At 69.5% G+C, this 20,552-nt stretch carries 16 protein-coding genes and 2 pseudogenes; 7 read left to right on the top strand and 11 right to left on the bottom strand.

What is annotated here, in order from left to right; translation table 11 throughout:
- Window positions 1-181 precede the first annotated feature (181 nt).
- Both KBY32_RS13710 and KBY32_RS13705 read left to right on the top strand, forming a co-directional pair.
- Entirely contained in the window at window positions 182-976 is a 795-nt protein-coding gene (locus KBY32_RS13710; protein ID WP_181890334.1) for a hypothetical protein, read from the top strand.
- Entirely contained in the window at window positions 969-1,442 is a 474-nt protein-coding gene (locus tag KBY32_RS13705; RefSeq protein WP_210980196.1) for a GntR family transcriptional regulator, read from the top strand. The genes KBY32_RS13710 and KBY32_RS13705 overlap by 8 nt, the downstream gene beginning before the upstream one ends.
- 7 nt (window positions 1,443-1,449) lie before the next feature.
- Here the strand turns inward: KBY32_RS13705 and KBY32_RS13700 are convergent, their stop codons facing one another.
- The 8 genes and pseudogenes from KBY32_RS13700 to KBY32_RS13665 all read right to left on the bottom strand — a co-directional run bounded on the left by KBY32_RS13700 (window position 1,450) and on the right by KBY32_RS13665 (window position 12,061).
- Window positions 1,450-4,218 (bottom strand): fumarate reductase/succinate dehydrogenase flavoprotein subunit, encoded by a 2,769-nt coding sequence (locus KBY32_RS13700; RefSeq protein ID WP_210980195.1) that lies wholly within the window; start codon window positions 4,216-4,218, stop codon window positions 1,450-1,452.
- Between the two features lie 11 nt (window positions 4,219-4,229).
- Window positions 4,230-5,015, bottom strand: coding sequence for an ABC transporter ATP-binding protein (locus tag KBY32_RS13695; protein ID WP_210980194.1), 786 nt, complete (start codon window positions 5,013-5,015; stop codon window positions 4,230-4,232).
- Window positions 4,999-5,883, bottom strand: coding sequence for an ABC transporter permease (locus KBY32_RS13690; protein ID WP_210980193.1), 885 nt, complete (start codon window positions 5,881-5,883; stop codon window positions 4,999-5,001). The genes KBY32_RS13695 and KBY32_RS13690 overlap by 17 nt, the downstream gene beginning before the upstream one ends.
- Window positions 5,880-7,223, bottom strand: a complete 1,344-nt coding sequence (locus tag KBY32_RS13685; protein WP_210980192.1) for an ABC transporter substrate-binding protein — start codon at window positions 7,221-7,223, stop codon at window positions 5,880-5,882. Before KBY32_RS13685 ends, KBY32_RS13690 begins: the two co-directional genes overlap by 4 nt.
- Before the next feature lie 36 nt (window positions 7,224-7,259).
- Window positions 7,260-7,487, bottom strand: coding sequence for a ferredoxin family protein (locus KBY32_RS13680; protein ID WP_055620051.1), 228 nt, complete (start codon window positions 7,485-7,487; stop codon window positions 7,260-7,262).
- Between the two features lie 36 nt (window positions 7,488-7,523).
- Window positions 7,524-8,312, bottom strand: a complete 789-nt coding sequence (locus KBY32_RS13675; RefSeq protein WP_210980191.1) for a GntR family transcriptional regulator — start codon at window positions 8,310-8,312, stop codon at window positions 7,524-7,526.
- Window positions 8,313-8,652: 340 nt separating this feature from the next.
- A pseudogene (ligA, locus tag KBY32_RS13670) lies at window positions 8,653-10,749 on the bottom strand (NAD-dependent DNA ligase LigA).
- 175 nt (window positions 10,750-10,924) lie between these two features.
- Complete coding sequence (locus KBY32_RS13665) at window positions 10,925-12,061, bottom strand: sorbosone dehydrogenase family protein (protein WP_210980190.1); 1,137 nt, start codon at window positions 12,059-12,061, stop codon at window positions 10,925-10,927.
- 739 nt (window positions 12,062-12,800) lie between these two features.
- On the opposite strand from KBY32_RS13665, the gene KBY32_RS13660 reads away from it, so the two are divergent.
- Window positions 12,801-13,502, top strand: coding sequence for a hypothetical protein (locus KBY32_RS13660; protein WP_210980189.1), 702 nt, complete (start codon window positions 12,801-12,803; stop codon window positions 13,500-13,502).
- Window positions 13,503-13,550: 48 nt separating this feature from the next.
- Here the strand turns inward: KBY32_RS13660 and KBY32_RS35850 are convergent.
- Both KBY32_RS35850 and KBY32_RS13650 read right to left on the bottom strand, forming a co-directional pair.
- Window positions 13,551-13,871, bottom strand: a pseudogene (locus KBY32_RS35850) (transposase); the annotation flags it as partial.
- Window positions 13,872-13,898: 27 nt separating this feature from the next.
- Window positions 13,899-14,588, bottom strand: coding sequence for a hypothetical protein (locus KBY32_RS13650; protein ID WP_308293724.1), 690 nt, complete (start codon window positions 14,586-14,588; stop codon window positions 13,899-13,901).
- Window positions 14,589-15,169: 581 nt separating this feature from the next.
- Here KBY32_RS13650 and KBY32_RS13645 point away from each other — a divergent pair.
- The 4 genes from KBY32_RS13645 (at window position 15,170) to KBY32_RS13630 (ending at window position 18,676) form a co-directional block, all read left to right on the top strand.
- Window positions 15,170-16,036 carry a hypothetical protein gene (locus KBY32_RS13645; protein ID WP_210980187.1) on the top strand — a complete coding sequence of 289 codons (867 nt, stop codon included), beginning with the start codon at window positions 15,170-15,172 and terminating at the stop codon, window positions 16,034-16,036.
- A gap of 28 nt (window positions 16,037-16,064) precedes the next feature.
- Entirely contained in the window at window positions 16,065-17,015 is a 951-nt protein-coding gene (locus KBY32_RS13640) for an RNA-binding protein (RefSeq protein ID WP_210980186.1), read from the top strand.
- Between the two features lie 157 nt (window positions 17,016-17,172).
- Complete coding sequence (locus KBY32_RS13635) at window positions 17,173-17,706, top strand: kinase (RefSeq protein WP_210980347.1); 534 nt, start codon at window positions 17,173-17,175, stop codon at window positions 17,704-17,706.
- A 316-nt stretch (window positions 17,707-18,022) separates the two neighbouring features.
- On the top strand, window positions 18,023-18,676 hold the full coding sequence (locus tag KBY32_RS13630) for a hypothetical protein (protein ID WP_210980185.1): 654 nt from the start codon (window positions 18,023-18,025) through the stop codon (window positions 18,674-18,676).
- Window positions 18,677-18,788: 112 nt separating this feature from the next.
- Here the strand turns inward: KBY32_RS13630 and KBY32_RS13625 are convergent, their stop codons facing one another.
- Window positions 18,789-19,961: a glycosyltransferase gene (locus KBY32_RS13625; protein ID WP_210980184.1), complete on the bottom strand. Its 1,173-nt coding sequence runs from the start codon at window positions 19,959-19,961 to the stop codon at window positions 18,789-18,791.
- Between the last annotated feature and the right edge of the window lie 591 nt (window positions 19,962-20,552).

Here is a 20,552-nt window from a genome sequence, read left to right as displayed (position 1 = left end):
GCCCGCCTAGCCGCCGGTCCGCGGCACGTCGAAGACAGTGAGGTGGTAGCTCATGCCGTCTGGACAGGCACACGGAGCGACTCTGGGCGGCTCAGTTCTTGTGTCGATGGTTTGACACAACTTTCCGGGCAGGGCATCTTGTGTCCATCGTTTGGTACAAGGTGCCTTGGGGGATCCTCACGTGCTCGACACCGTCCCGCTCCAGTCCCGGTTCCTCGACCACGCCGACCACTACGCCCGATGGTCCGGCCTGGCGATCGGTATCGAGATCGCACGGCAGTTGCTCACGATCGAGAGCGGCGACATCACGACGCCCCTCGTGTTCGCCGTCACCGCGTTCGGTCTGTGCGCGGTGGGAGGTGTCCTGATCGGTGACGCCCTGACTTTGCGCCCTCAAGAAGCGGTCCGGACCGCCAGTCTCGCCCCACGCCTGGTGCGCGACCACGTGCCGCCCCGCATGACCCCCCTGCTTCTGCTGGAGGCGGGCTCTCTTCTCGCACTGCTGTTCATGGGTGCTGTTACGGCCTCCTCCGGCCGCGAAGGGATAGGTGGGGCGGGGCGCGTCATGGAGGTTGCCTGTAATGGGTGGCACACGTCCATCGGTCCCTGGCCCGGGCTGTACTACAGCGGTCCGATGCTCGGTGCCCTCGCGGTCGCGACCCCCGCCTGCGTCTGGGCACTGCGCCGTATCGCCTTCGGGCCGGGCGGCCACCAGCAGCGCCGCGACCGTGCCTGGGCCATCGTCGGGGCCTGGGGCCTGCTGGTGTCGTGTCAGGTGCTCCTCGTCGTGCTGATGTTTCTCGTCGCCTTCATGGACGGACCCTGCGCGGGCCCGCTGGGCGCAGTCACCCTCGTGGTGATCTGCCCCCTGGGTCTGCTCGGCATGTTCACGTTCGGATGGTCCCTGCTGACCGTCGTGGCGCCGCGAGCGGTGGACGATGGTGTGGCCGACGAAGGGATGTACGACGATGAGTGACCCCGCCGTTCGCGTCGACACCACCAGTCAGGTACCGCCGTACGAGCAGATCCGTGCCCAGTTGGCCGCGCTCATCCGCACCGGCCGGCTGGTCGAGGGCGAGCGGTTGCCCACCGTTCGGCAACTCGCTGTCGACCTGGGTCTGGCGCCGGGCACCGTGGCTCGTGCCTACCGCGAGCTGGAGGCCGCCCAATTGATCCGGACCCGCCGTGGCGCGGGCACCCGGGTGGCCCCGCTCCCGGACGCTCCGCACGGACACGACGTCCACCAACTCAGCACGCTGGCACGGGACTTCACCGCCGCTGCCCGAGCGCTCGGGGCCGGCACCGAGGACATCCTGACCGCCGTCCGCAAGGCTCTGGACTCGGAGTCCGAGCCAGCCCCGGCTTCGAGGCACAGCGGATCGAGCGCCAACCCGACCGAGGCGTCGGCCACCATCCCCGCTGTGGGCTCACGCGCCAGGTGACAACCGGTCACAGCGCCCGGGCCGCGTAGGCCCTGACGTCCGCATCCGGATCCGTCGTCGCCGTCGCCAGGGCCGCCCGGGCGTCCTCGATGGCACGGTGCCGGGTCAGCGCCGCCACGGCGGCCTTGCGGACGTCGGCGTTCGGGTCGGCGAGAGCCTTGGCGAGGGCAGGTACGGCACGGCCGGGAGCCGCGAGGGAAAGGGCGGTGGCCGCGCCGGCCCGCACTTGCCAGGCCGGGTCGGACAGGGCCGCCTCCGCGCGTGAGGCCAAGGGCGCCGGGCAGCCGGTCGTGCCCAGTGCCTCGTAGGCGGCCGCACGCACCAGCGCGTCGGCATCGTCGATGAGCTCGGCGAGGGCAGAGAGGACTACTTCGGGGCGGGTCGGCGTCGCGTCGTCGAGCTGTCCCGCGCTCACCGTGGCCAGGGCCTTCGCGATGGTGACGCGGACCTCGCGGGACGGGTCGGCGGTCGCCGCCCGGGCCAGCTCGCCGGCGGCGTCGACCGACACGAGGGCCCGCACGGCCTCGATCCGCACGGAGATGTCCGCGTCCGACAGGGAGCTCGCGAACAGCGCGGCGTCACCGAGGCGCAGGGCACGCAGGACGTCGAGTGCGGCGGCACGCGCGACGGGGTCGGCTTCGGACAGGGCGGCGACGAGTCCGTCGCGCAGGGCCGGTTCGGGCTCCAGCGTCTCGACCAGTTCGCGCAGTGAGGCGGCCGCGGCGGCGCGGACGCCGGCGTCGGGGTCGGCGAGCCCGGCGGCCAGTGCCGGTCCGGTGCCCGGTGGCACCGTCTCCGTCAGTACGGTGACGGCCGTCCGGCGAACGGTGGGATCGGAGTCGGCCAGGTACGGGGCGAGGGTGGAGAGCCGGGGCACGTCCTCCGCGAGGGAAAGCAGTTCCAGCAGGCGCGGCGTGGCCGGCGTGTCCCGGCCGGTTCCGGGGCGGGCGGTGGTGTCGGCCGGGGCAGGCTCCTGCCGGGTCGCCACCGGCGCCGCCTCCCGGGCCCCCGCCGTCGCGACCTGCTCCGGGTGGACCTCGCCGAGCGGGCGGGAGGGCCCGCCGACGGCGGCGAGACCGTCGACCGGGACCACGTAGGGAGCCACGGGGCGCGCGGTGAACTCCATCGCCCCCGTAGGGGACTTGTACAGGTCGAGGTGGTGGAACCAGGACGCGTCGTCACGCTGGGGGTGGTCGAGGCGGTCGTGGTAGAGCCCCCAGCGGGATTCCGTGCGGGCCAGGGAGGCCCGTGCGGCCATCTCCGCGCAGTCGCGGATGAAGCTCACCTCCGCGCAGCGCATCAGCTCGTGCGGGGTCCGGGCGCCCATCGCGGCGATGTCGTCGTGCATCCGCTCGAACGCCTCAAGGGCCAGTGACAGCCGGGCGCCGGACTTGGGCGGGGCCACGTAGTCGTTCACGAAGCGGCGCAGCTTGTACTCGACCTGGGTCTGCGGCGGGCCGTCCGGGTTGCGCAGCGGACGGTAGATCAGCTCGTGCGCCTCCTGGAGCTGGTCGAGGGGCAACTCGCCGTCGTACGGCCTGTACTGGGCCGCGTCCGCGCCCGCCAGGTCACCGAAGACGAAGGCGCCGATCATGTAGTTGTGCGGCACGCAGGCCAGGTCACCGGCGGCGTACAGGCGGGGGACCGTCGTACGGGCGTGGTCGTCGACCCGGACGCCCGAGGCGGAGTGGCCGCCGCACAGCCCGATCTCGGAGATGTGCATCTCGACGTCGTGGGTGCGGTAGTCGTGGCCTCGGCCGGAGTGGAAGGTGCCTCGGGTCGGGCGCTCGGTGGAGTGGAGGATCGACTCCAGGGCCGAGATCGACTCCTCCGGGAGATGGCTCAGCTTCAGGTACACCGGGCCCCGGTCGCTCGCGACCTCCTCCGCGAACTCCGCCATCATCTGGCCCGACCAGTAGTCGGAGTCGACGAAGCGTTCACCGTGCCGGTTGACCTGGTAACCGCCGAAGGGATTGGCGACATACGCGCAGGCGGGGCCGTTGTAGTCCTTGATCAGCGGGTTGATCTGGAAGCACTCGATACCGGTGAGCTCGGCGCCCGCGTGGTAGGCCATCGCATAGCCGTCACCGGCGTTCGTCGGGTTCTCGTACGTGCCGTACAGATAGCCGGAGGCGGGCAGGCCGAGGCGGCCGCACGCGCCGGTCGCCAGGATCACCGCGCCCGCGCGGACCGTGACGAAGGCGCCGGTGCGCGTGTTGAAGCCCACCGCGCCCACGGCGCGCCCTCCGGCCGTGAGCACCCGTACCGGCATCACCCGGTTCTCGATCCGGATCCGCTCGCGCATCTCACGCCGCCGCAGCTGCCGGTACAGGACCTTCTTGACGTCCTTGCCCTCGGGCATGGGCAGCACGTACGAGCCGGAACGGTGCACCTGGCGGACCGCGTACTCGCCGTGCTCGTCCTTCTCGAACTTCACCCCGTACGACTCCAGCCGCTGCACCATGGCGAAGCCCCGGGTGGCGGTCTGGCGGACGGTGGACTGGTCGACGATGCCGTCATTGGCACGGGTGATCTCGGCGACGTAGTCGTCGGGCTCGGCGCGCCCGGGTATGACCGCGTTGTTGACGCCGTCCATGCCCATGGCCAGTGCGCCGGAGTGGCGTACGTGCGCCTTCTCCAGCAGCAGGACGTCGGCGCCGTGCTCGGCGGCGGTCAGGGCCGCCATGGTGCCGGCGGTGCCGCCGCCGATGACGAGGACGTCGCAGACGATCTCTTCCGCGTCGGTGAGGGCCGGGGTCTGCAGGGGGGTGTCCACCAGGGTGCCTTTCAAGAACCGAGTGACGTGAGGGCTTCGCGCCGCAGGGCGATACGCGCCGGATCGTCGTGGGCGGCGCGCTCGCGCGGGCGCGGTACGTCCCGTACGGCGATGAGGCGGCCCGCGCCCAGCAGGGCCACGCGGTCGCCGAGGAAGAGGGCCTCGTCCACGTCGTGGGTGACGAAGACGACGGTGGCGCCCGTGCCGCGCAGCACCTCCACCAGCAGGTCCTGCATGCCCGCCCGGGTCTGGGCGTCGAGGGCGCCGAACGGCTCGTCCATCAGCACGGCACGAGGACCGGCGGCGAGGGCGCGGGCCAGTTGCGCGCGCTGACGCTGGCCGCCGGAGACGCGGTGCGGCCAACGCTGGGCGTGCTCGGCGAGTCCGACCCGCTCGAGCCACGCCTCGGCGCGGGCCCGGCGTTCGGCGCGCGGCTGGCCCTGGATGGCGAGGGGGAGTTCGACATTCGCGCGCAGGGTGCGCCAGGGGAGCAGGGCGTCCTCCTGGAACACGAGGGCGCGTTCGGCGGACGGGGCGGTCACGGGGCGTCCGTCCTGCGTGAACTGCCCGGAGAGCAGCGGCAGAAGGCCGGCCAGGGTGCGCAGCAGGGTCGACTTGCCACAGCCGGAGGAGCCGACGACGGTCAGGATCTCACCGGGGGCCACGTCGAGGTCGACCTTGTCCAGCACGGGCGCGCCGGGGCGCCCCAGGGCGGCGTCGTGCAGGGCGAGACGGGTGCCGGTGCCGGTGCCCGTGCTGACGACGGACGGTGAACGGACGTCAGATGAGCTGGTCATGGGACACGCCCTCCTTGGACCTGGGGCCGACCGGTGTGAGGGAAGCGGCTTCGCGCGTACGCCGCGGCAGGCGTGCGCCGGGCACGTACGAGGTGCGTGGCAACCAGCGGGTCAGGCGGCGGCCCAGCAGTTCGACGGCCGTGGAGGTGAGCCAGCCGAGGACGCCGATGGTGACCATGCCGACGAAGACGCCCGGGTAGTCGACGATCGTGTAGTCCTGCCAGGTGCGGTAACCGACGCCGTACTGGCCGGAGATCATCTCGGCGCTGATCACGCAGATCCACGAGACGCCGATGCCGACCGACAGACCACCGAAGATGCCCGGCAGGGCACCCGGCAGGACCACCGAGCCGAGGATGCGCCACCGGCCGCCGCCCATCGTCAGAACGGCCTCCTCCCACACGGGAGTCAGCGCACGGACGGCGTGCCGCGTGGAGACCAGGACCGGGAAGAACGCGGCGGTGAAGGTGATGAAGACGATGCCCTGCTCGTTGGACGGGAACAGGAGGATCGCGACGGGCACCAGGGCGATGGCCGGGATCGGGCGGACCACCTCCAGCAGCGGGCCCAGCAGGTCCTCGGCCAGCCGGGAGCGTGCCACGAGCGCGCCCCCCGCCACACCCAGCACCGCCGCCAGCAGGAAGCCGTTGAGGATACGGGTCAGGCTGTCGGTGAGGTCCGTCCAGTAGTCGGCCCCGGCGAGCCGGTCGGCGAAGGCGTCGGCGATGTCGGTGACCGTGGGGAACTGCGAGAAGCGCAGCCACAGGTCGACGTCCAGGCTGGTGACCAGCTGCCACAGACCGAGGGCCGAGGCGAGGGAGACCACCCGCAGGGCGTACCGGGCGGCTCGCGGCGCGGGCCTGCTCACGCCACACGCTCCAGAGCGTCGGCGTAGGAGATGACTCGCGCCCCGTCGTGCCGGTCGACGTACGCCTGCGCGGTCGCCGGGGCGACGAACGGCAGCAGCTTGTCACCGTCGGCCACCCACACCGCCTTGTCGGCGAACCAGAGGGTGCCGGTGGTGGCGTCGGGGACGTAGGCGGCGCGGATGCCGTCGGAGTGGGCCGCCACATACCGCAGCAGCCGCGCCGGCGACGTGAAGCTCTTGGTCTCCTTGGCGCCCTTGGGCCAGGCCTCGCTCGCGGCGGCGGGCGGCGCGGACGCGAGCCGCTTGCCGTACGACGCCCCGAGCGCCTTCTTCACGTACTGGTCGTCGACGAACGCGTCCACGTCCACGTCGCCGGTCAGCTTCGCAGCCTTCAGGATCGAGACGTCCTTCTTGAGCGCTGCGACGAGCTGCGGCTTGACCGCCGGGTCGAAGGTGGAGATGCCCTGGGCGCCGTTGTAGAGGTACACGACCTCGGCGGGCAGACCGGTGGCCTCGGCGACCTTCTCAGCGGCGTCGACAGGGCGGTCGTTGAGGTAGTCGGTGGCCTGTGCCTGAGCCTTGAGGAACGCGTCCAGGACGGCCGGCCGGTCCTCGGCGAAGTCCTCGCGGGCGGTGACGCCGTGGAAGGTGGGCAGGTTCAGCTGGGCGCCGTCGTACAGCGCCTTCGCCTTGCCCTGGTAGGCGAGCAGGCCGGGCCAGGCGACGAACTGCGACAACGCGTCCGCGCTGCCCGCGGCCAGGGCCGACGCGCCCACCGCGGGCTGCTGGTTGAGCTTCTCGACGCCGTCGTTCGGGTCGATACCGGCGCGCCGCAGGGCCCGTACGAGGGTGCCGTCGGCGGCGGAGCCGACGCTCGTGGAGACCTTCCTGCCCTTCAGCTCCTCCAGGGAGGTGAGCTCGGAGTCGGGTGCGGTGACGATGGTGTTGAGGCCGCCGCGCAGGTTGTAGCCGGTGACCGAGACCAGGCGGGTGGGGCGGTCCAGCTGCCTGCCACGGGCCGCGTTGATGAGGAGCGGGAAGTCGCCCATGGAGCCGATGTCGATCTTCCCGGCGGTCATCTGGGCGGTGATGGGGGCGCCGGTGGCGTAGTCCTGCCAGACGACCTTGTAGGTGCGGCCGTCGTCGAGCGAGTTCAGCTGCTTCTCGAAATAACCGAGGGAGCGGAGCAGAGTCCCGGCCGTGACGGTGTTGATGGTCTTGGACTGGTAGCCGACGGTGACGGTGACCGTGGAGCCGTCACCGGCCTCGGCGTCACCGCCGCAGGCGCTGAGCGGGAGAAGAAGGACGGCTGCGGATGCTGCGACTGCCGTGCGTTTCATGGTGGTTCGGCCTTTCACCGGAGCAGGTCGAGGGGATCAGCGGAGCAGGTAGGGCATGTTGACCGTGACGGCTCCGGTGGGACAGCGGGCCGCGCACGGACCGCAGTACCAGCACTCGTCGACGTGCATGTACGCCTTGCCGCTGCTGGTGTCGATGGCGAGCGAGTCCAACGGGCACATGTCCACGCAGAGCGTGCAGCCGTCGATGCACTTCGACTCGTCGATGGTCACGGGCACGTCGGTCCGCTGGGGCACCAAGGGCATGGCTGTCTCCAGAAAAGGGTGTTGCAGTGAGTGGTGTCAGAGGGAGCGGTGCAGCAGACCGCTCATCGTGATGCGGTCGCCGCGGAAACGGATGAACTCCAGATCCACAGGGCGTCCGTCGGCGAGATGCGTGAGTCGCTCCAGCATCAGGACGGCCGCACCGCGCGGCGCCTGCAGCACGGCCGCCGAATGGGCGTCCGCGTTGACCGCCTCCAGCGTGATGTCGGCGTGCCCGAGGCGCAGGCCGGTGAGGGACTCCAGGAGACGGAAGACGTCGGTGTTCTCCAGATCGCAGCCGAGTAGGGCCGTCCCGATGTCCATGGGGATGTAGGTCAGGTCCAGGGACAGGGGAAGACCGTTCAGGGACCGCAACCGCTCGATATAGAGCACGTCGGTACCGGCGGGGACACGAAGCCGCCCGGCGACCGGCGCGGGGGCCGGCACCGGGCCCACCGTACGCACCTCATTGGTGACACGGCCGTGCTCGTGCAGGGTTTCCGCGAGGCCCATCAGCCGGTCGAGCCCGTGCGGGTACTTCTGGGCGACGACCACCGTGCCGACGCCGGGGAGCCGCTCCACCAGCCCCTCGGCGCGCAGAAGGTCGAGGGCTTGCCGGACGGTGTTCCGGGAGGCCCGGTAGTCGGCGGCGAGAGTCGATTCGTGCGGGAGAGTCCCGGCCGGAAAGCCCCCGGTGAGGATCTGGTGACGCAGAAGGTCGGCCAGCTGGCGTGCCTGGTCCGCGCGCAGCCGACGCCGCGTGCGCTGGGCGGCGACGGTGGGCGCGCCCTGGCCGGCGTGGTCTCGGATGCGGTCGGTGGCTGGCATGTTCCGAACCATACTGATCCGGTAGGGATAGTGGTGTTGCGGAAGTGTTGCGCCACCTGACGGATCGCCGGGTAGGGCTTTGACCTGGGGTTTTGGTGGGGGGACGGGCAGTTCCGCCAGGGCCGTCGGCGCCCGCGGGAAGGGGTTACGCCCGCGTGCGAGGCCCGAGGTGTTCTGGATGTTGTCCTAGCGGGTGGGGCCTGCCTGCCGCCGGTTCGCCCCATGGGGAGGCCGCCGCTGCCGAAGGGACCGCGAGGTGTGTATCGCGGTCACCTTCGTGGTCACCTCGGCCGGTGGAAACCAACTCTCGGCGGGCCCGGCCGTGCGGAAGCAGGCAGGCCTAGTCGAGGTAGTCGGCCACCAGCGTGGCGAACTCGTCCGGGGTGGCCAGGCGGATGCCGAGGCTTTCGGCCTTGGCTCGCTTGGACCCGGCGCCGTCTCCGGCGACGACGAGGGTGGTCTTCTTGGAGACGCTGGAGGACGAGCGGCCGCCGGCCTGTTCGATGAGTTCGTTCATCTGGTTGCGGCTGAGCTTCTCCAGGGGGCCGGTCATTCCGCCAGTGACGACCACGGTCATCCCGGCCAGCGGCCCGCCCGCACCTTCGGTCTCCTCGTCGGAATCGTCGGAAGCTCTGCCGGGAGGGGTGGGCGGGGTGGCGCCGGGTTCGGTCATGTTGACCCCGGTGGCGGCGAGTTTGTCGATCAGCGATGCAAGCTCGGCGAGTTCGGCGACGATCGAAGGGGCCTTCTAGGTGCCGATGCCCTCAACCTGCTGCATCGCCTCCGCATCTGCGGCCCGTATGTTGTCCATGGTGGCGAAGTGCCGGGCGATCCGGCGGGACATGGAGCGGCCGGTGCCGCGGACGCCGAGCGCGCAGAGCACCCGCGAGAGCGGCTGCCCCTTGGCTGCGGCGAGTGCGGCGAGGAGGTTGTCGGTGCTGGTCTCACCCATGCGCTCCAGGCCGAGAAGCTGCTGGCGCGTGAGCGTGAACAGGTCCGCGAGGTCGGTGACGAGGCCCGCCTCCACCAGTTGGACGACGCGTGTGTGCCCGAGCCCTTCGATGTCGAGCTGATCGCGACCGGCGGCGTAGGAGAGGGAGGCGACGAGGTGGCAGTTGCGGCCGTTCGTACAGCGCCAGCGCTGCTCACTGGTGTCGATGTCCGAGCCGCACCGGGGACAGACGTCGGGGAAGACGATGGGCTGTTCCTCGCCGGTGCGGAGGTGGGCGACGGGTGCCTCGACGCGCGGTATGACGTCACCGGCCCGGTACACCATGACGTGGTCGCTCAGACGTAGATCTCGGCGAGTGATGTCGGCAGGGTTGTGCAGGGTGGCGTACGTGATGGTGGCGCCGTCGATCTCCACGGGTTCCAGCACGGCGCGCGGGGCGATGATGCCGGTGCGGCCGACGTTCCACTCCACTTCCAGCAGCCGGGTGATCTTCTCGACGGCGGGCAGCTTGTAGGCGATCGCCCAGCGCGGAGCACGTGAACCCGATCCGGCGGCCTGCTGATCGGCGGCCAGGTCGGCTTTGATGACGATCCCGTCGATCCCGAACGGCAGCTCGGCCCGCACCGCGGCAATCTCCTGCACGCGGGCCAGCACCTGCTCGACGGTGTCGGCGGTGACACCGGGAACGTCGGTGGAGGCGGTGGTGTTGATCCCATACGCGGCGGCTTGAACCATGAGGTCGCTGTGCGCGAGGTCGCCCAGCTTCACGGCGAGCGAGCTCTCGGTGTCGGACAGGGGCAGCAGACCGTAGCCGAAGAACGTCGTCGGCACTGTGTAGGCACGCTCCTTGGCGCGCAGGGTGCCCGCCGCGGCGCCGCGCGGGTTGGCGAAAGGCTGCCCGCCGTGCGCGGAGCGCACCTCGTTGGCGTGCTCGAACTGTGCTGTCGTCATGAGGACTTCGCCGCGTACTTCCACGGTGACCGGCTCGGAGAGTTCCGCCGGCAGGCCCTCGATGGTGCCGATCGCGTGTGAGATGTCCTCCCCGGCCATCCCGTCCCCGCGTGTGATCAGCCGGCTCAAGCGGCCGTCGACGTAACGTGCGGCGATCGCGAGCCCGTCCAGCTTCGGCTCGACGCTGAACCGCTCGACCTCGTGGCCGATGCGCCGGGCCAGCGAGGCGGTCCAGGCGCTGAACTCCTCCGCCGAGAACACGTTGTCCAGACTCAGCATCGCCACCGTGTGCGGGACGTCGCCCTCCACGGCGCCACCGGCGACCTTCCCCGTCGGGGAGGCGGTCAGTATCTGGTCAGGATGCTCGGCCTCCCACGCGGCGATGCCTCGCACCAGTCGGTCGTAGGCGTCATCGTCCAGAGCCGAGTCCCCACTCGCGTAGTAGGCGGCGGACGCCTTCACCGCGTCCTCGACCGCCTGCGCGTAGGCGGCGGCATCCGTGATCACAACTGCAGCTGTCGTCATGCCCGTCATCTTGCCTGCCACCACTGACAATCCCCGATGCGGCGGGACGGCCGCCGCTCTTGGCGTCCTCGCGCCGCGTTGTCTGGCTCGGTACGAGGACGCCGGGGTGGTTGCGAGTGCCTGCGGAGGTGGTCAGGCGCCACGGCCGGGTGGTCCTTCGCCACCCGGCTGCCGGCTGCGGGGCTTACGCGGCGTCGATACGGGAGAGGCTGCCGCCGATGGTGAAGACGTACAGTTCGCCGTTGCGGTCCTGGGCGAAGGAGATGATCTCGCCGCCGTTGACCCCGAGGTCGTTCACGGCTGTCACCTTGCCGTTCCTCATCTGCAGCGAGCGGATGGTGCCGTCGCAGTAGTCGCTGAAGACGTACTGGCCCCTGAGGGCCGGGATCGCCTTGCCCCGGTAGACGTAGCCGCCGGTCACCGAGCAGCCGAAGTTGCTGCGGTCGTACTCATGGATCGGCGGTACGTGGTTCGCGGGTTCCGTACCGCCGCGGAAGGGATGGGTGCCCTCCATCTGGCCCCAGCCGTAGTTCTCTCCGCCCTTGCTGCTCGCGGGGGCCCAGTCGATCTCCTCCCAGTCGTTCTGGCCGACGTCGCCGATCAGCAGGTCGCCCGTGCCCGCGTCGAAGGAGAAGCGCCAGGGGTTGCGCAGCCCGTAGGACCAGATCTCGCCCTTGGCGCCCGGCGTGTTCACGAACGGGTTGTCCGCCGGGATGGCGTAGGGCTTGCCGCCTCTGGGGTCGATCCGCAGGAGTTTGCCGAGCAGGGTGCCGAGGTTCTGTCCGTTGCCGTGCGGGTCGCCGCCGGAGCCTCCGTCGCCGAGCGCGATGTACAGGTATCCGTCGGGGCCGATCTTGATGTCGCCGCCGTTGTGGTTCGCGTAGGGCTGGGTCTGGGTGAGGACGGTGCGGCGGGTGTGCGGCTGGACCTTGCCTTTGCGTACGGCGAACTCGTCGACCGTGCTTGTGCCTTCGGGATTGGTGAACGAGATGTAGAAATGGGCGTACTTCCTGTCGAACGCGATGCCGAGCAGCCCGCGTTCGCCGTCGGTGGTGGTCTCGGCGGATATGTCCAGGACGGGTTTGCCGAGGCCCTTGTCGCCGAGGACCCGGACGGTGCCCGCGCGTTCGGCGACCCAGAGTTTCCCTCCGGGTCCGGCGGCGCCGGCCGTGGGGTTCTTGGCCGTGGCCACTTGCTTGAGGGTGATCTGTGCCGTCTGCCGTGCGGCAGCGGGCTCGTCGGCGGACGCCGTGGTCAGGGCGAGGGAGGCGACGAGACAGATGGCGCCGATGATCGCGGAGCTTCTGGTGCGAACTTTCACCGTGTTCCTCCTGGAGGCGGTGAATCGGCAGGTCGCGTGGCTGCCCGGGCCGATCGTGCGGGATACGTCTGCGACAGCACGCGATCTGTGGGGTGTGGGGGAGTGAACCGTGTGCTACTGGCCGGATACGGGTGAGGATACTGGGACTGACGCACTTGGTATAGACCAGCAACGGGGGGTCTCGCCAACCAGCTCTCGCCACTTCCATGTACCGGCTCCCGTAGTGAGGCCGTTCCTGCCCAAGTGGGCATCGGCACCGTCCACATCGACGCGGTTTTCGCCGCAGCCCAAAGACGGGGCCGATCCGCGCCGGCCGTGCCCGCCCGCCGGCCGGCCCGCAACGGCCGCAGTGACGCGTAGGCCGACAAGCACGACCTGCTCACCACCGAACTCGCGTCGCAGCAACGCGAAGTGGACCGACGCCTGCTGCTCGGCACCCTCGACGACTGAGCCAGCTCAAGGCCGGATCCGGCCTGCTGGTCACCTAGTCGGTCCAACAAGGTGCGCTGCCGCAGCTGCGCACCGCGACGCAGTTCGGTGTGGGCGGCAACCAGTCCTTCGGGAGATCGACGCTTAGGGAGACACGGGCGGATGTTCGCCCTGGGGCGGAGTTCACGTTCCCCATGTGCGACGGGCAACTCCGGCAGGGGGTGTGCGGTGGCGGTGCTAGGAAGTGGCGTGCGTGATTCGGTGGCGGGGTGGGATTCTGGTTGTCAGAGGCCTCCGGTTGAATGAGTACGTGACTGTCCATGACGTAGCTCGCAGGCTCCCTTCCATCGCTGAACTGCGGGATCTGTGCCGCTCACTGGCGATGCTCGATGCGATCTTGTGCCGTGACTGGGAAGGCCGCCACCACTCCTTCAACGCCGGCTGGGCCGACGGTGAGGAGATGGCGTCGATGCGCAACGGGTCGGGGGACGAGTACTCCATCGTGTTCTCGACGGCCGGGGCCTACGTCCGTGGCTTCGCCCACGAAGCACCGATGAGCCCGTATGCCAACGATGGCGAGCCCTGGGAGGGGGTGATCGATGAGGTTCCGGATGCCTTCAAACCCTTCGTGGAGGAGCCGGCGTTCACCGACGATGACGACGTCCCCGTCGTGACGGTCTGCCTGTGGCGAGAGGCGTCGGATGATCAGTGGCGGCACGGCGCAATCGACTTCCCGACCGAGTGCTCCGACCCCGACGGGGCAACGCGCCTCTTCGGGCTCCTGATCGACCGGTCACCGCAGGCGTTTCAGCGCTTTGCCGAGGACTATTTCGAGGTTCCCGTGAACCTGGAAGCGGTGCGTTTCGTGTATGCCTTGCGACCGCTGGACGAGAGGCTCGTGTCATGGCTGAACGCGGGAGTCACCCTGGCAGACCTGGCCGAGGACATCGCTGAGCTCGGCTACCCGGGGCCGGGACGGGACGAGATCTGCGCTGCAACAGTCAGCGACTAGTGCCGCATCAGGCAACGTTCGCCTTGTCGACTACCTCACGTAGTCGTCGTGCTCGGCCGGCCTGGACTTGGAGATCTTCTTGATCTCACGACGTTCCGGGAGCGTGAGAGTCTTGGGTCGACCTCCCTTGTACTTCGGGTAGAGGGACTCGAAGCCGTCGGCGTTGAAGTTGTGGATCACGTCCCGAACCCGGTCCGCGCTGGTGAACGTCACCTCGGCGATCCTCGCCACGGACATGCCTTGGGCGGACGGCAAGACCATCTGGGCCCGCCGCCAGGTCACCACCGACCCCGTGCCCCGGCGCACGATCCGCAGCAGGCGCTTGCCTTCGTCGTCATCGATCTCGCGGACGCGCACTCGTTCTGCCACCCGCACATGATCGCGGCTAACACGCCGTCATGTGGAAACCTCAGGTGGTGCGTAGTGATGCAAGTAGTTACGCAACTGCGGTTCGAGCTGGGACAGGTCGCCGCCGTTGACCGCATGCCAAAGACGGTTCTCGATCCAGAAGCGATGGGCGAACTCCTCGAACGACGGTGCACACCAGAGGATCGCGGCTGTCTGCTCCTCCGCGTCATTGAGATCGCTCTCTGTCTCCTCCCCGTCACGCTGGGCCTCGAACTCGTACTCGTAGTCGAGGTAGGAGTGCACCACGAACGCCTCGCCGGAGGATCGGAGGTAGAGGTACCAGATGACGCAGTCCTGCTGATCCCGCAGGAACCGCACGAGGAAGGAACCAGGCTCGACCGGACTGGGTAGTGGTCGCGAGATGTCGGTCCAGCAGCCAGTCACCGAGACCTCGTCCAGCGAGCCGTACAGATTCGCGCTGGTCTGGAAAGTGACGAAGTCCTGCGGCAGAGACAGGCTCCTGGCCGCCAGATCCCCCGCCAAGTCGTTGAGCTTCGCGACCTGCTCAGGGTCGAGGCCTCGGGTGCCACCGAGCCACTGGAAAGCTCCTGTGAACTGGCTGGAGTCGAGTGGCGGCAGGCTCTCATACGCGTAGCGCTCATAGGTGTAACGGCAGGCGCGGTACTCGCCGAGGTCGGTGGCGCACCACGCGGCGTCGAAGCCGACCGAGGACAGCACGGACCCGGATCTTTCATCAGGCATCGGAACCCCAGTTGATCACTGCGAGCGAAGTCGGCGCTAGCTTGGCAGCCGCCACCGACATCTCCTACAACGGGTGGGTCAGACCGGTTCCCCAGAGCAGGGTCGGGGCGAACGTTGCCTGATGCGGCACTAGTTGGGAGCCCATTGGGCTGGTGGGCGGTCGCGGTCGCGGTCGCCTGAGCGTATCGGCTATGGACCCCGCTCAAGGTCGTTCATCGAAGGCGTGCCCGTATCGACGAGCCCATGCCACGCCAGATCACCTGCCCAGTCAGTCAGCGTTCGTGGCGCGCCGCTCGACGTCCGGAGCCCGCAGGCCATCCCCGCGCGACGTCGTCAGCCAGGCCCCGTCCTGGCGGCTACTCCGGCGGCTGCCTCGCCGAGCTGGGCACAAAACGGCTTGTCCCAAGGGCGGTTGTCGACCATGATCACAGCATGACGACCAGAAAGGGCCATGCCCTCTAGGCATCCTGCTCCGCTCTCCGCCGCTCGCGCACCGCCGGCGCCGCACCGCAGTACCCGTTGGCCGTGACCGAACGCCCGCTCAGGAGAGCCGCCTCATGCAGAAGACTGCCCTCGTTCCCTACGCCCATCTGCCCCATGTGCACCATGGTCGCCATGTCCTGACCAGTACCGTCGACGTTTCCGGCACCGCCCACTGGCTGCTTGCCGAACACGCTCCGCAGCCTGGCGACGCTGTCCGGCCTTTTGACGCGCTGGTCGTTTCCGTCGAGCCGGACGGCAGTGTCGAACTCACCGAGCTGAGCGCCGTCCGAGCCCGTTGGCCGCGCCTGGACCGTCTGTCCGACGGTGGATTTGTGGTCGCCGCGTCTCGCGTCCGCCGAGACGCGGACGCGAATCAGGTACAGGTCTTCGACGCGCTCGGCCGTGAGACCGCGTCCTTCTCCGTCGGGGACGCCATCGAGCACCTCCTCGTGGACGAGGCCGGCCGTATCTGGGTCGGCCACTTCGACGAGAACCCGGTGGGAATCCGCTGCTGGACCGCTACGGGCCGACTCGCCTGGACATCAGACGACGCCGACATCCCCGGTCTCTTCGACTGCTACGCCCTGAACGTGTCGGGCACCACCGCCTGGGCGTGCCCATACACGGACTTCCCGCTCGTCGAGATACGCCCCGACCGCACCCATCGGCCCGTGCGGGTATGGGCGAACCGCGTACAGGGCGCCAAAGCCGTGGCCGTCCACGGCGAGCGGGTCACCTTCTACGGCGGCTACGGCGAAGATGGGGACCGACTCGCCCATGCAGAGATCAGCGAAACATCCGTCGAGCCAACGGGCGTCGGCCTGCTGACCCTGCCCGACGGCTCTGCCCCCGGTCGTCGGCGAATAGTCGGCCGAGGAAGCAGGATCTACGTCCAGGATGAGCCGTTCACGACCTGGGGTGTGTACGACCTCAGCAGCTGACACCCCTACTCACCTCGCAGGGAGCGACGTGCCGCCGTCCTTCGTCCACCGGATAACCAAGTACGACCCGGCTGACCGGGATGAACACGGCCACTACACCGGTGCCGAGGAGGCGGTCAGCGATCACGGGCCGGTTGAGGCCACGTACCTCGCCGCCATCGCCGCCTTCGCGGAGGCCTCGGACATCGATCGGCTGGAGATCCGCGATCCCGGAGTCGCTGGGTTCGTCCACTTCGGCGTGGAACCGTCCGATGCGGGACATGGCCTCGATGGGCTCTTTCCACCCGACCTCTCCGGCTACCACGACGGGGCCGAGGTGTCCCTTCCGGTCGCTCTGGAACTGGTCCGGGTCATGCTCCGCGGCCAAGGTGCCTGGTGTCGTTTGGAGGCGGGGGACAGGCTCACCGTGGATGTCGGATGGGACCAGTACGTGTATGTGGGCAGCGACCGGCCCTGCACGGACGCGGTTGCCCGTACCCGCGAACTCGGCCTCTTCCCGGAACCGATGACGATTTCCCCCTCCGCGGCGGAGCTGGATGAGCCGGAAGTGACAGTGGCGGCCGACGAGGGGTTCTGGGCGCGCGTGCGCACCGAGCTGGCTTCACGCAAGGCGGTGCTCCTGGAGGAGGGCTATCTCCGCAACGCGGCGCGCTTCCACCGTCTCACGCCGCAGAACCTCGATGCGGTGCGTGCCAGCCTCAGCCCGCGCGCCCTCCTGACCGTCTGGCCCGACCTGAACCCCGATGTCGGCGCGGTCCTCGCCACGCTGCCAGAGGAGGAATCGATCGAGTTCGTCTGGGAGATGCAGAGCGGGACGATCAGACACACAGTCGTCGACGACACCGACCACAGAGAACTCGCCGCCCTGGTGGCCGACGCCCGAGCGGCCTGCGCCCTGCCCGTGTACGTCGACGAACGCCGACCACTGCTTTGCGCCGCCCTGCCCGACAGCGATGGCGTGCTGCGCGCCCGCTGGTGACCCCGTTCCATTCGGCCCCTGTGGGGGATCCACGGGTGCCCGGGGTGCCTGTGGCACACCGGCTCCGCTCCATGGACGTACTGGCTGGCTCCGCGTTGCCTGGTCGGAGTCAGAGTCGGAGTCGGTGTCCGTGCTCGTGGGTAGCGTGAGGGGCGTGATGGTGGGCAGTGAAGACACACGGCTGGTCATCCTGCGTGGCAACAGCGCGTCAGGGAAGTCGTCCGTCGCGGCCGGCCTGCGCGAGCGGTTCGGCCGCGGTCTGGCGCTGGTCGGCCAGGACAACCTCCGCCGCATCGTGCTCCGCGAGCGCGACCGGCCCGGCGCGGCGAACATCGGCCTGATCGATGTGACGGCCCGCTACGCCCTGGACGCCGGGTTCCATGTCGTGGTCGAAGGCATCCTGTACGCCGACCGATACGGCGACATGCTGGCCCAACTACGTGCCGACCACCGCGGCGTGACCCACGGCTACTACCTACACGTACCGCTCGGCGAAACTCTGGCCCGGCACGCGACCAAGCCGATCGCCGACGATGTCAACGAGGCCCAACTGAGGGACTGGTACCGGGAGCTCGACCTGCTGCCCGGCTGGATCGAAACCGTCATCGGCGCAAACAGTGCCCTGCACGAAACCGTCGACCGCACCATGGTCGACACCGGGCTCGCCCACCTGCCCGCCACGGACCGCTGACCGCAGCACCGCCGCGTCAAAGGCGGCGCCTGCGTAAGTGTCAACCATCCGGTGTCGGCGTTCTCCAGCCGACGAGGGTGTGGAGGACCGCGAGGGAAGACTCAGGCAACCCCGCACACCCCCGGCGCTGCGCTGCGAGCCCCGTCTGCGATCCACCACGAGCCCCGAACCAGCGCTCCTGGCGCTCCTTCGGCGAGTGGCGGCAAGGTGCGGAATCGGTCTCGGAGCGGTGCCGTTTTGGCTATGGTCTGCCCCATCGGCACCGGGCGTCAGCGCGTCGCCCGGGACCTGGGGGAGCCGACGGGGGAGGACCATCATGAGCTCTGGGCGCGGAAGTCTGGCCGACCACCCGGTCATTGTCATCATCAGTGTGGTCGCCGCCGTGGTGGGCCTGATCGTCGGTGTGAAGGAGCTGAAGGGGACGGACTCCGCACCGCCATCGGTCGCGGCCCCTACCGCAACGGACACCGACACGACCCTGCGCACGCCGACCGCCACGCAAGCGGCCCCGACGCAGGAGGAGGACATGCCTACGCAGGACGAGGAGCCGAACGCCTCCGAGCCGGCACGTGAGCCCGTGACGCAGCCTGTCGAGGAAGAGCCTTCCAGAGCCGCTGCCGTTCAGACCCCTGGGCACACGGCTCCGCTGGTCGTACGGATCAAGTTGGGCTCGTCCGGGAAGACGGGGCCAGACACCTATCGCGTGGGATCGCGGCCGGGGGCCAACACCGAGGTGTACGACGACACCGGCCGCTTGGACCGCGGGTGCTACGTCCAGTGGACGCTGAGCCGTGGTTCGGAAGTGGTGCGACGCGTGACGAGCGGGCGGTGCCGCCCGCCGAGCATCACTCTGTTCAACTTCGAGGACAGCCTGGACGAGCCCGGGTCCTACACCCTGAAGGCGGACGTCACGACGGACTGGCGACAGACGGGGACTGAGTCGGTCACCTTCAATGTCGTACCCGGCTGAGACGGTCTCCTCTCGGAGAGTCTGCGCGCTGTCGCCTGTGCCGTGCTGATCGAGGTGGGCGCGGTGCTGCACGTCGTGTGCGTCGGCCGCGGCCTTCCCTGACCGCGTTCGGTCAGCTGGGCGCGGCGGAAAGGATCACGTCCACGAGTCGCTCCGCCGCATCCGGTCGCCCATGCGCCCGGGCCCGCCGCGCCATCTCAGCCCGCCGCGCGGGATCGGCGAGGAGCGGGCCCACAGCGTCTCGCAGAGCCTCCCCCGTGACGTCACCGAGCAGCGCGACGGCGGCCCCGCCCTCGTGCAGGTGGCGGGCGTTGTGCGCCTGCTCGTTCCCCGACGAGGTGGCAAGCGGGATGAATACGGCCGGCTTGCCGAGAGCGGTGAGCTCGGCCAAGGTCCCGGCCCCACTGCGCGAGACGACGACGTCCGCGAGCGCGAGAACGTCGGGAAGCTCCGGGCCCACGAACCCAGTGACGTAGTACCTGCCGACCGACGCGGCCGGCAGGGCAGCCGCGTACTGCCGCAGCTCTTGGGCGTTGTCCGGGCCGCACTGGTGGATCACGTTCGCCTTCTCCAGCAGCCAGGGCAGGACATCCCGTACGACGCCGTTGATCTGCTGGGACCCCTGCGCGCCGCCAGTGACGTACACGGTCGGCAGCCGCCGGTCGAAGCCGTGCAGCCCCAGAGCTTGGATCGCCTTATCGGGATGCCCGGACAGCACCTCGGGCCGGATCGGGTTGCCCGTGACCACTGCAGCGCCGCGCACCTCGGCCGGCAGGAGGGGCAGCGTCGACTCGGAGGACACCGCGATGCGCGTTGCCGAGCCGGCCAACTTCCGGTTGGCCAGGCCCAGGCGCACCGTCTGCTCGTGCAGCACCAGAGGCCGTCGGCACATACGGGCGGCCAGCCCCGCCGGGACTGCGACGTAGCCGCCGGTGGCGAGGACCACGTCCGGCTGGAAGTCCGCGACCAGCTTCCTGGCCTGGGCCACGCCCATTGGCACCCGGGCCATGTCCCGCAGGTTCGCCGCGGACATCAACTTCAGCGGGTTGCTCGAGCGGCGGATCTTCCCTGTGGCCACCGTGGCGAAAGCGATCCCCTCGGCCGGCGCGACACGCGCCTCCAGGCCCTGGGCAGTGCCGATCCACAACACGTCAAGAGCCCTGCCCTCGGCCGCGAGCCGATCCCGCAGGGCACGGATCGCAGTGAGCGCTGGGTAAGTGTGGCCACCAGTGCCTCCCCCTGTGACGATGAGGCGGAGGGCGTCGGCAGGGCCGGGTTCATTCATCACTCGGCGCACCCTACTGGCTTCGACCCGGACCCCTGCATACATCCGGCCCCGCTCGACCGACTGACAAGCCGAGCCTGCGCCCCGCGAAATACCGCAGAGGTGGCCGAGGGGGCTCGCTGACCTCGCTCATGAACGTGGAACGAGGACAGCGCCACTCTGGACCGGGTCCTTTGAGCTGAAGAATGAGGAGGGCCAGTAGGAGTGCCACCAGGTGGGGCAGTCAAGGGACTTCGGCAGCACCCGCTGTCAGTGTGGGCTGCCGAGACCCTCGGCTAAAACCGTTACTGCCCTCGCAGCGGCTCGACGCGGCCGGCCTTGGAAAGCCGTGCCATCCGGTCTCGAGCGTTTGGCTACGGTCGTGGACGACGCCAGGGACTCCGTCTCCGTCCATGGCCGGTTGCGCTCACCGGTCACGGTCTGCGGTGTGCCGGGGGCGGTCCCACTACCCGGCGCTGTAGAGCGGGTCGCTGTAGATGACTTGGGCGTCCCTGCGAGCGACGGAGACGGCAGTGGCCAGGCGGTCGTCTGGGATGCGCGCGCTTTTGAGCAAGGACTGATGCCGACTGACTGCCCCAGAACTTGTGCTGC

Origin of the sequence: Streptomyces sp. RK62, from assembly GCF_018070255.1 — a bacterium.
In the GTDB taxonomy this organism is placed as follows: Bacteria; Actinomycetota; Actinomycetes; order Streptomycetales; family Streptomycetaceae; genus Streptomyces; species Streptomyces nigra.
Note: the sequence above shows the minus strand (reverse complement) of the source record. Positions and strands in the feature narration are given on the sequence as shown.

Bases quoted from the DNA above. Each gene is read 5' to 3' on its own strand.
- KBY32_RS13705 (WP_210980196.1), top strand. From the start codon at position 969: ATGAGTGACCCCGCCGTTCGCGTCGACACCACCAGTCAGGTACCGCCG.
- KBY32_RS13695 (WP_210980194.1), bottom strand. From the start codon at position 5,015: ATGACCAGCTCATCTGACGTCCGTTCACCGTCCGTCGTCAGCACGGGC.
- KBY32_RS13685 (WP_210980192.1), bottom strand. From the start codon at position 7,223: ATGAAACGCACGGCAGTCGCAGCATCCGCAGCCGTCCTTCTTCTCCCG.
- KBY32_RS13680 (WP_055620051.1), bottom strand. From the start codon at position 7,487: ATGCCCTTGGTGCCCCAGCGGACCGACGTGCCCGTGACCATCGACGAG.
- KBY32_RS13675 (WP_210980191.1), bottom strand. From the start codon at position 8,312: ATGCCAGCCACCGACCGCATCCGAGACCACGCCGGCCAGGGCGCGCCC.
- KBY32_RS13645 (WP_210980187.1), top strand. From the start codon at position 15,170: ATGCAGAAGACTGCCCTCGTTCCCTACGCCCATCTGCCCCATGTGCAC.
- KBY32_RS13635 (WP_210980347.1), top strand. From the start codon at position 17,173: ATGGTGGGCAGTGAAGACACACGGCTGGTCATCCTGCGTGGCAACAGC.
- KBY32_RS13630 (WP_210980185.1), top strand. From the start codon at position 18,023: ATGAGCTCTGGGCGCGGAAGTCTGGCCGACCACCCGGTCATTGTCATC.
- KBY32_RS13625 (WP_210980184.1), bottom strand. From the start codon at position 19,961: ATGAATGAACCCGGCCCTGCCGACGCCCTCCGCCTCATCGTCACAGGG.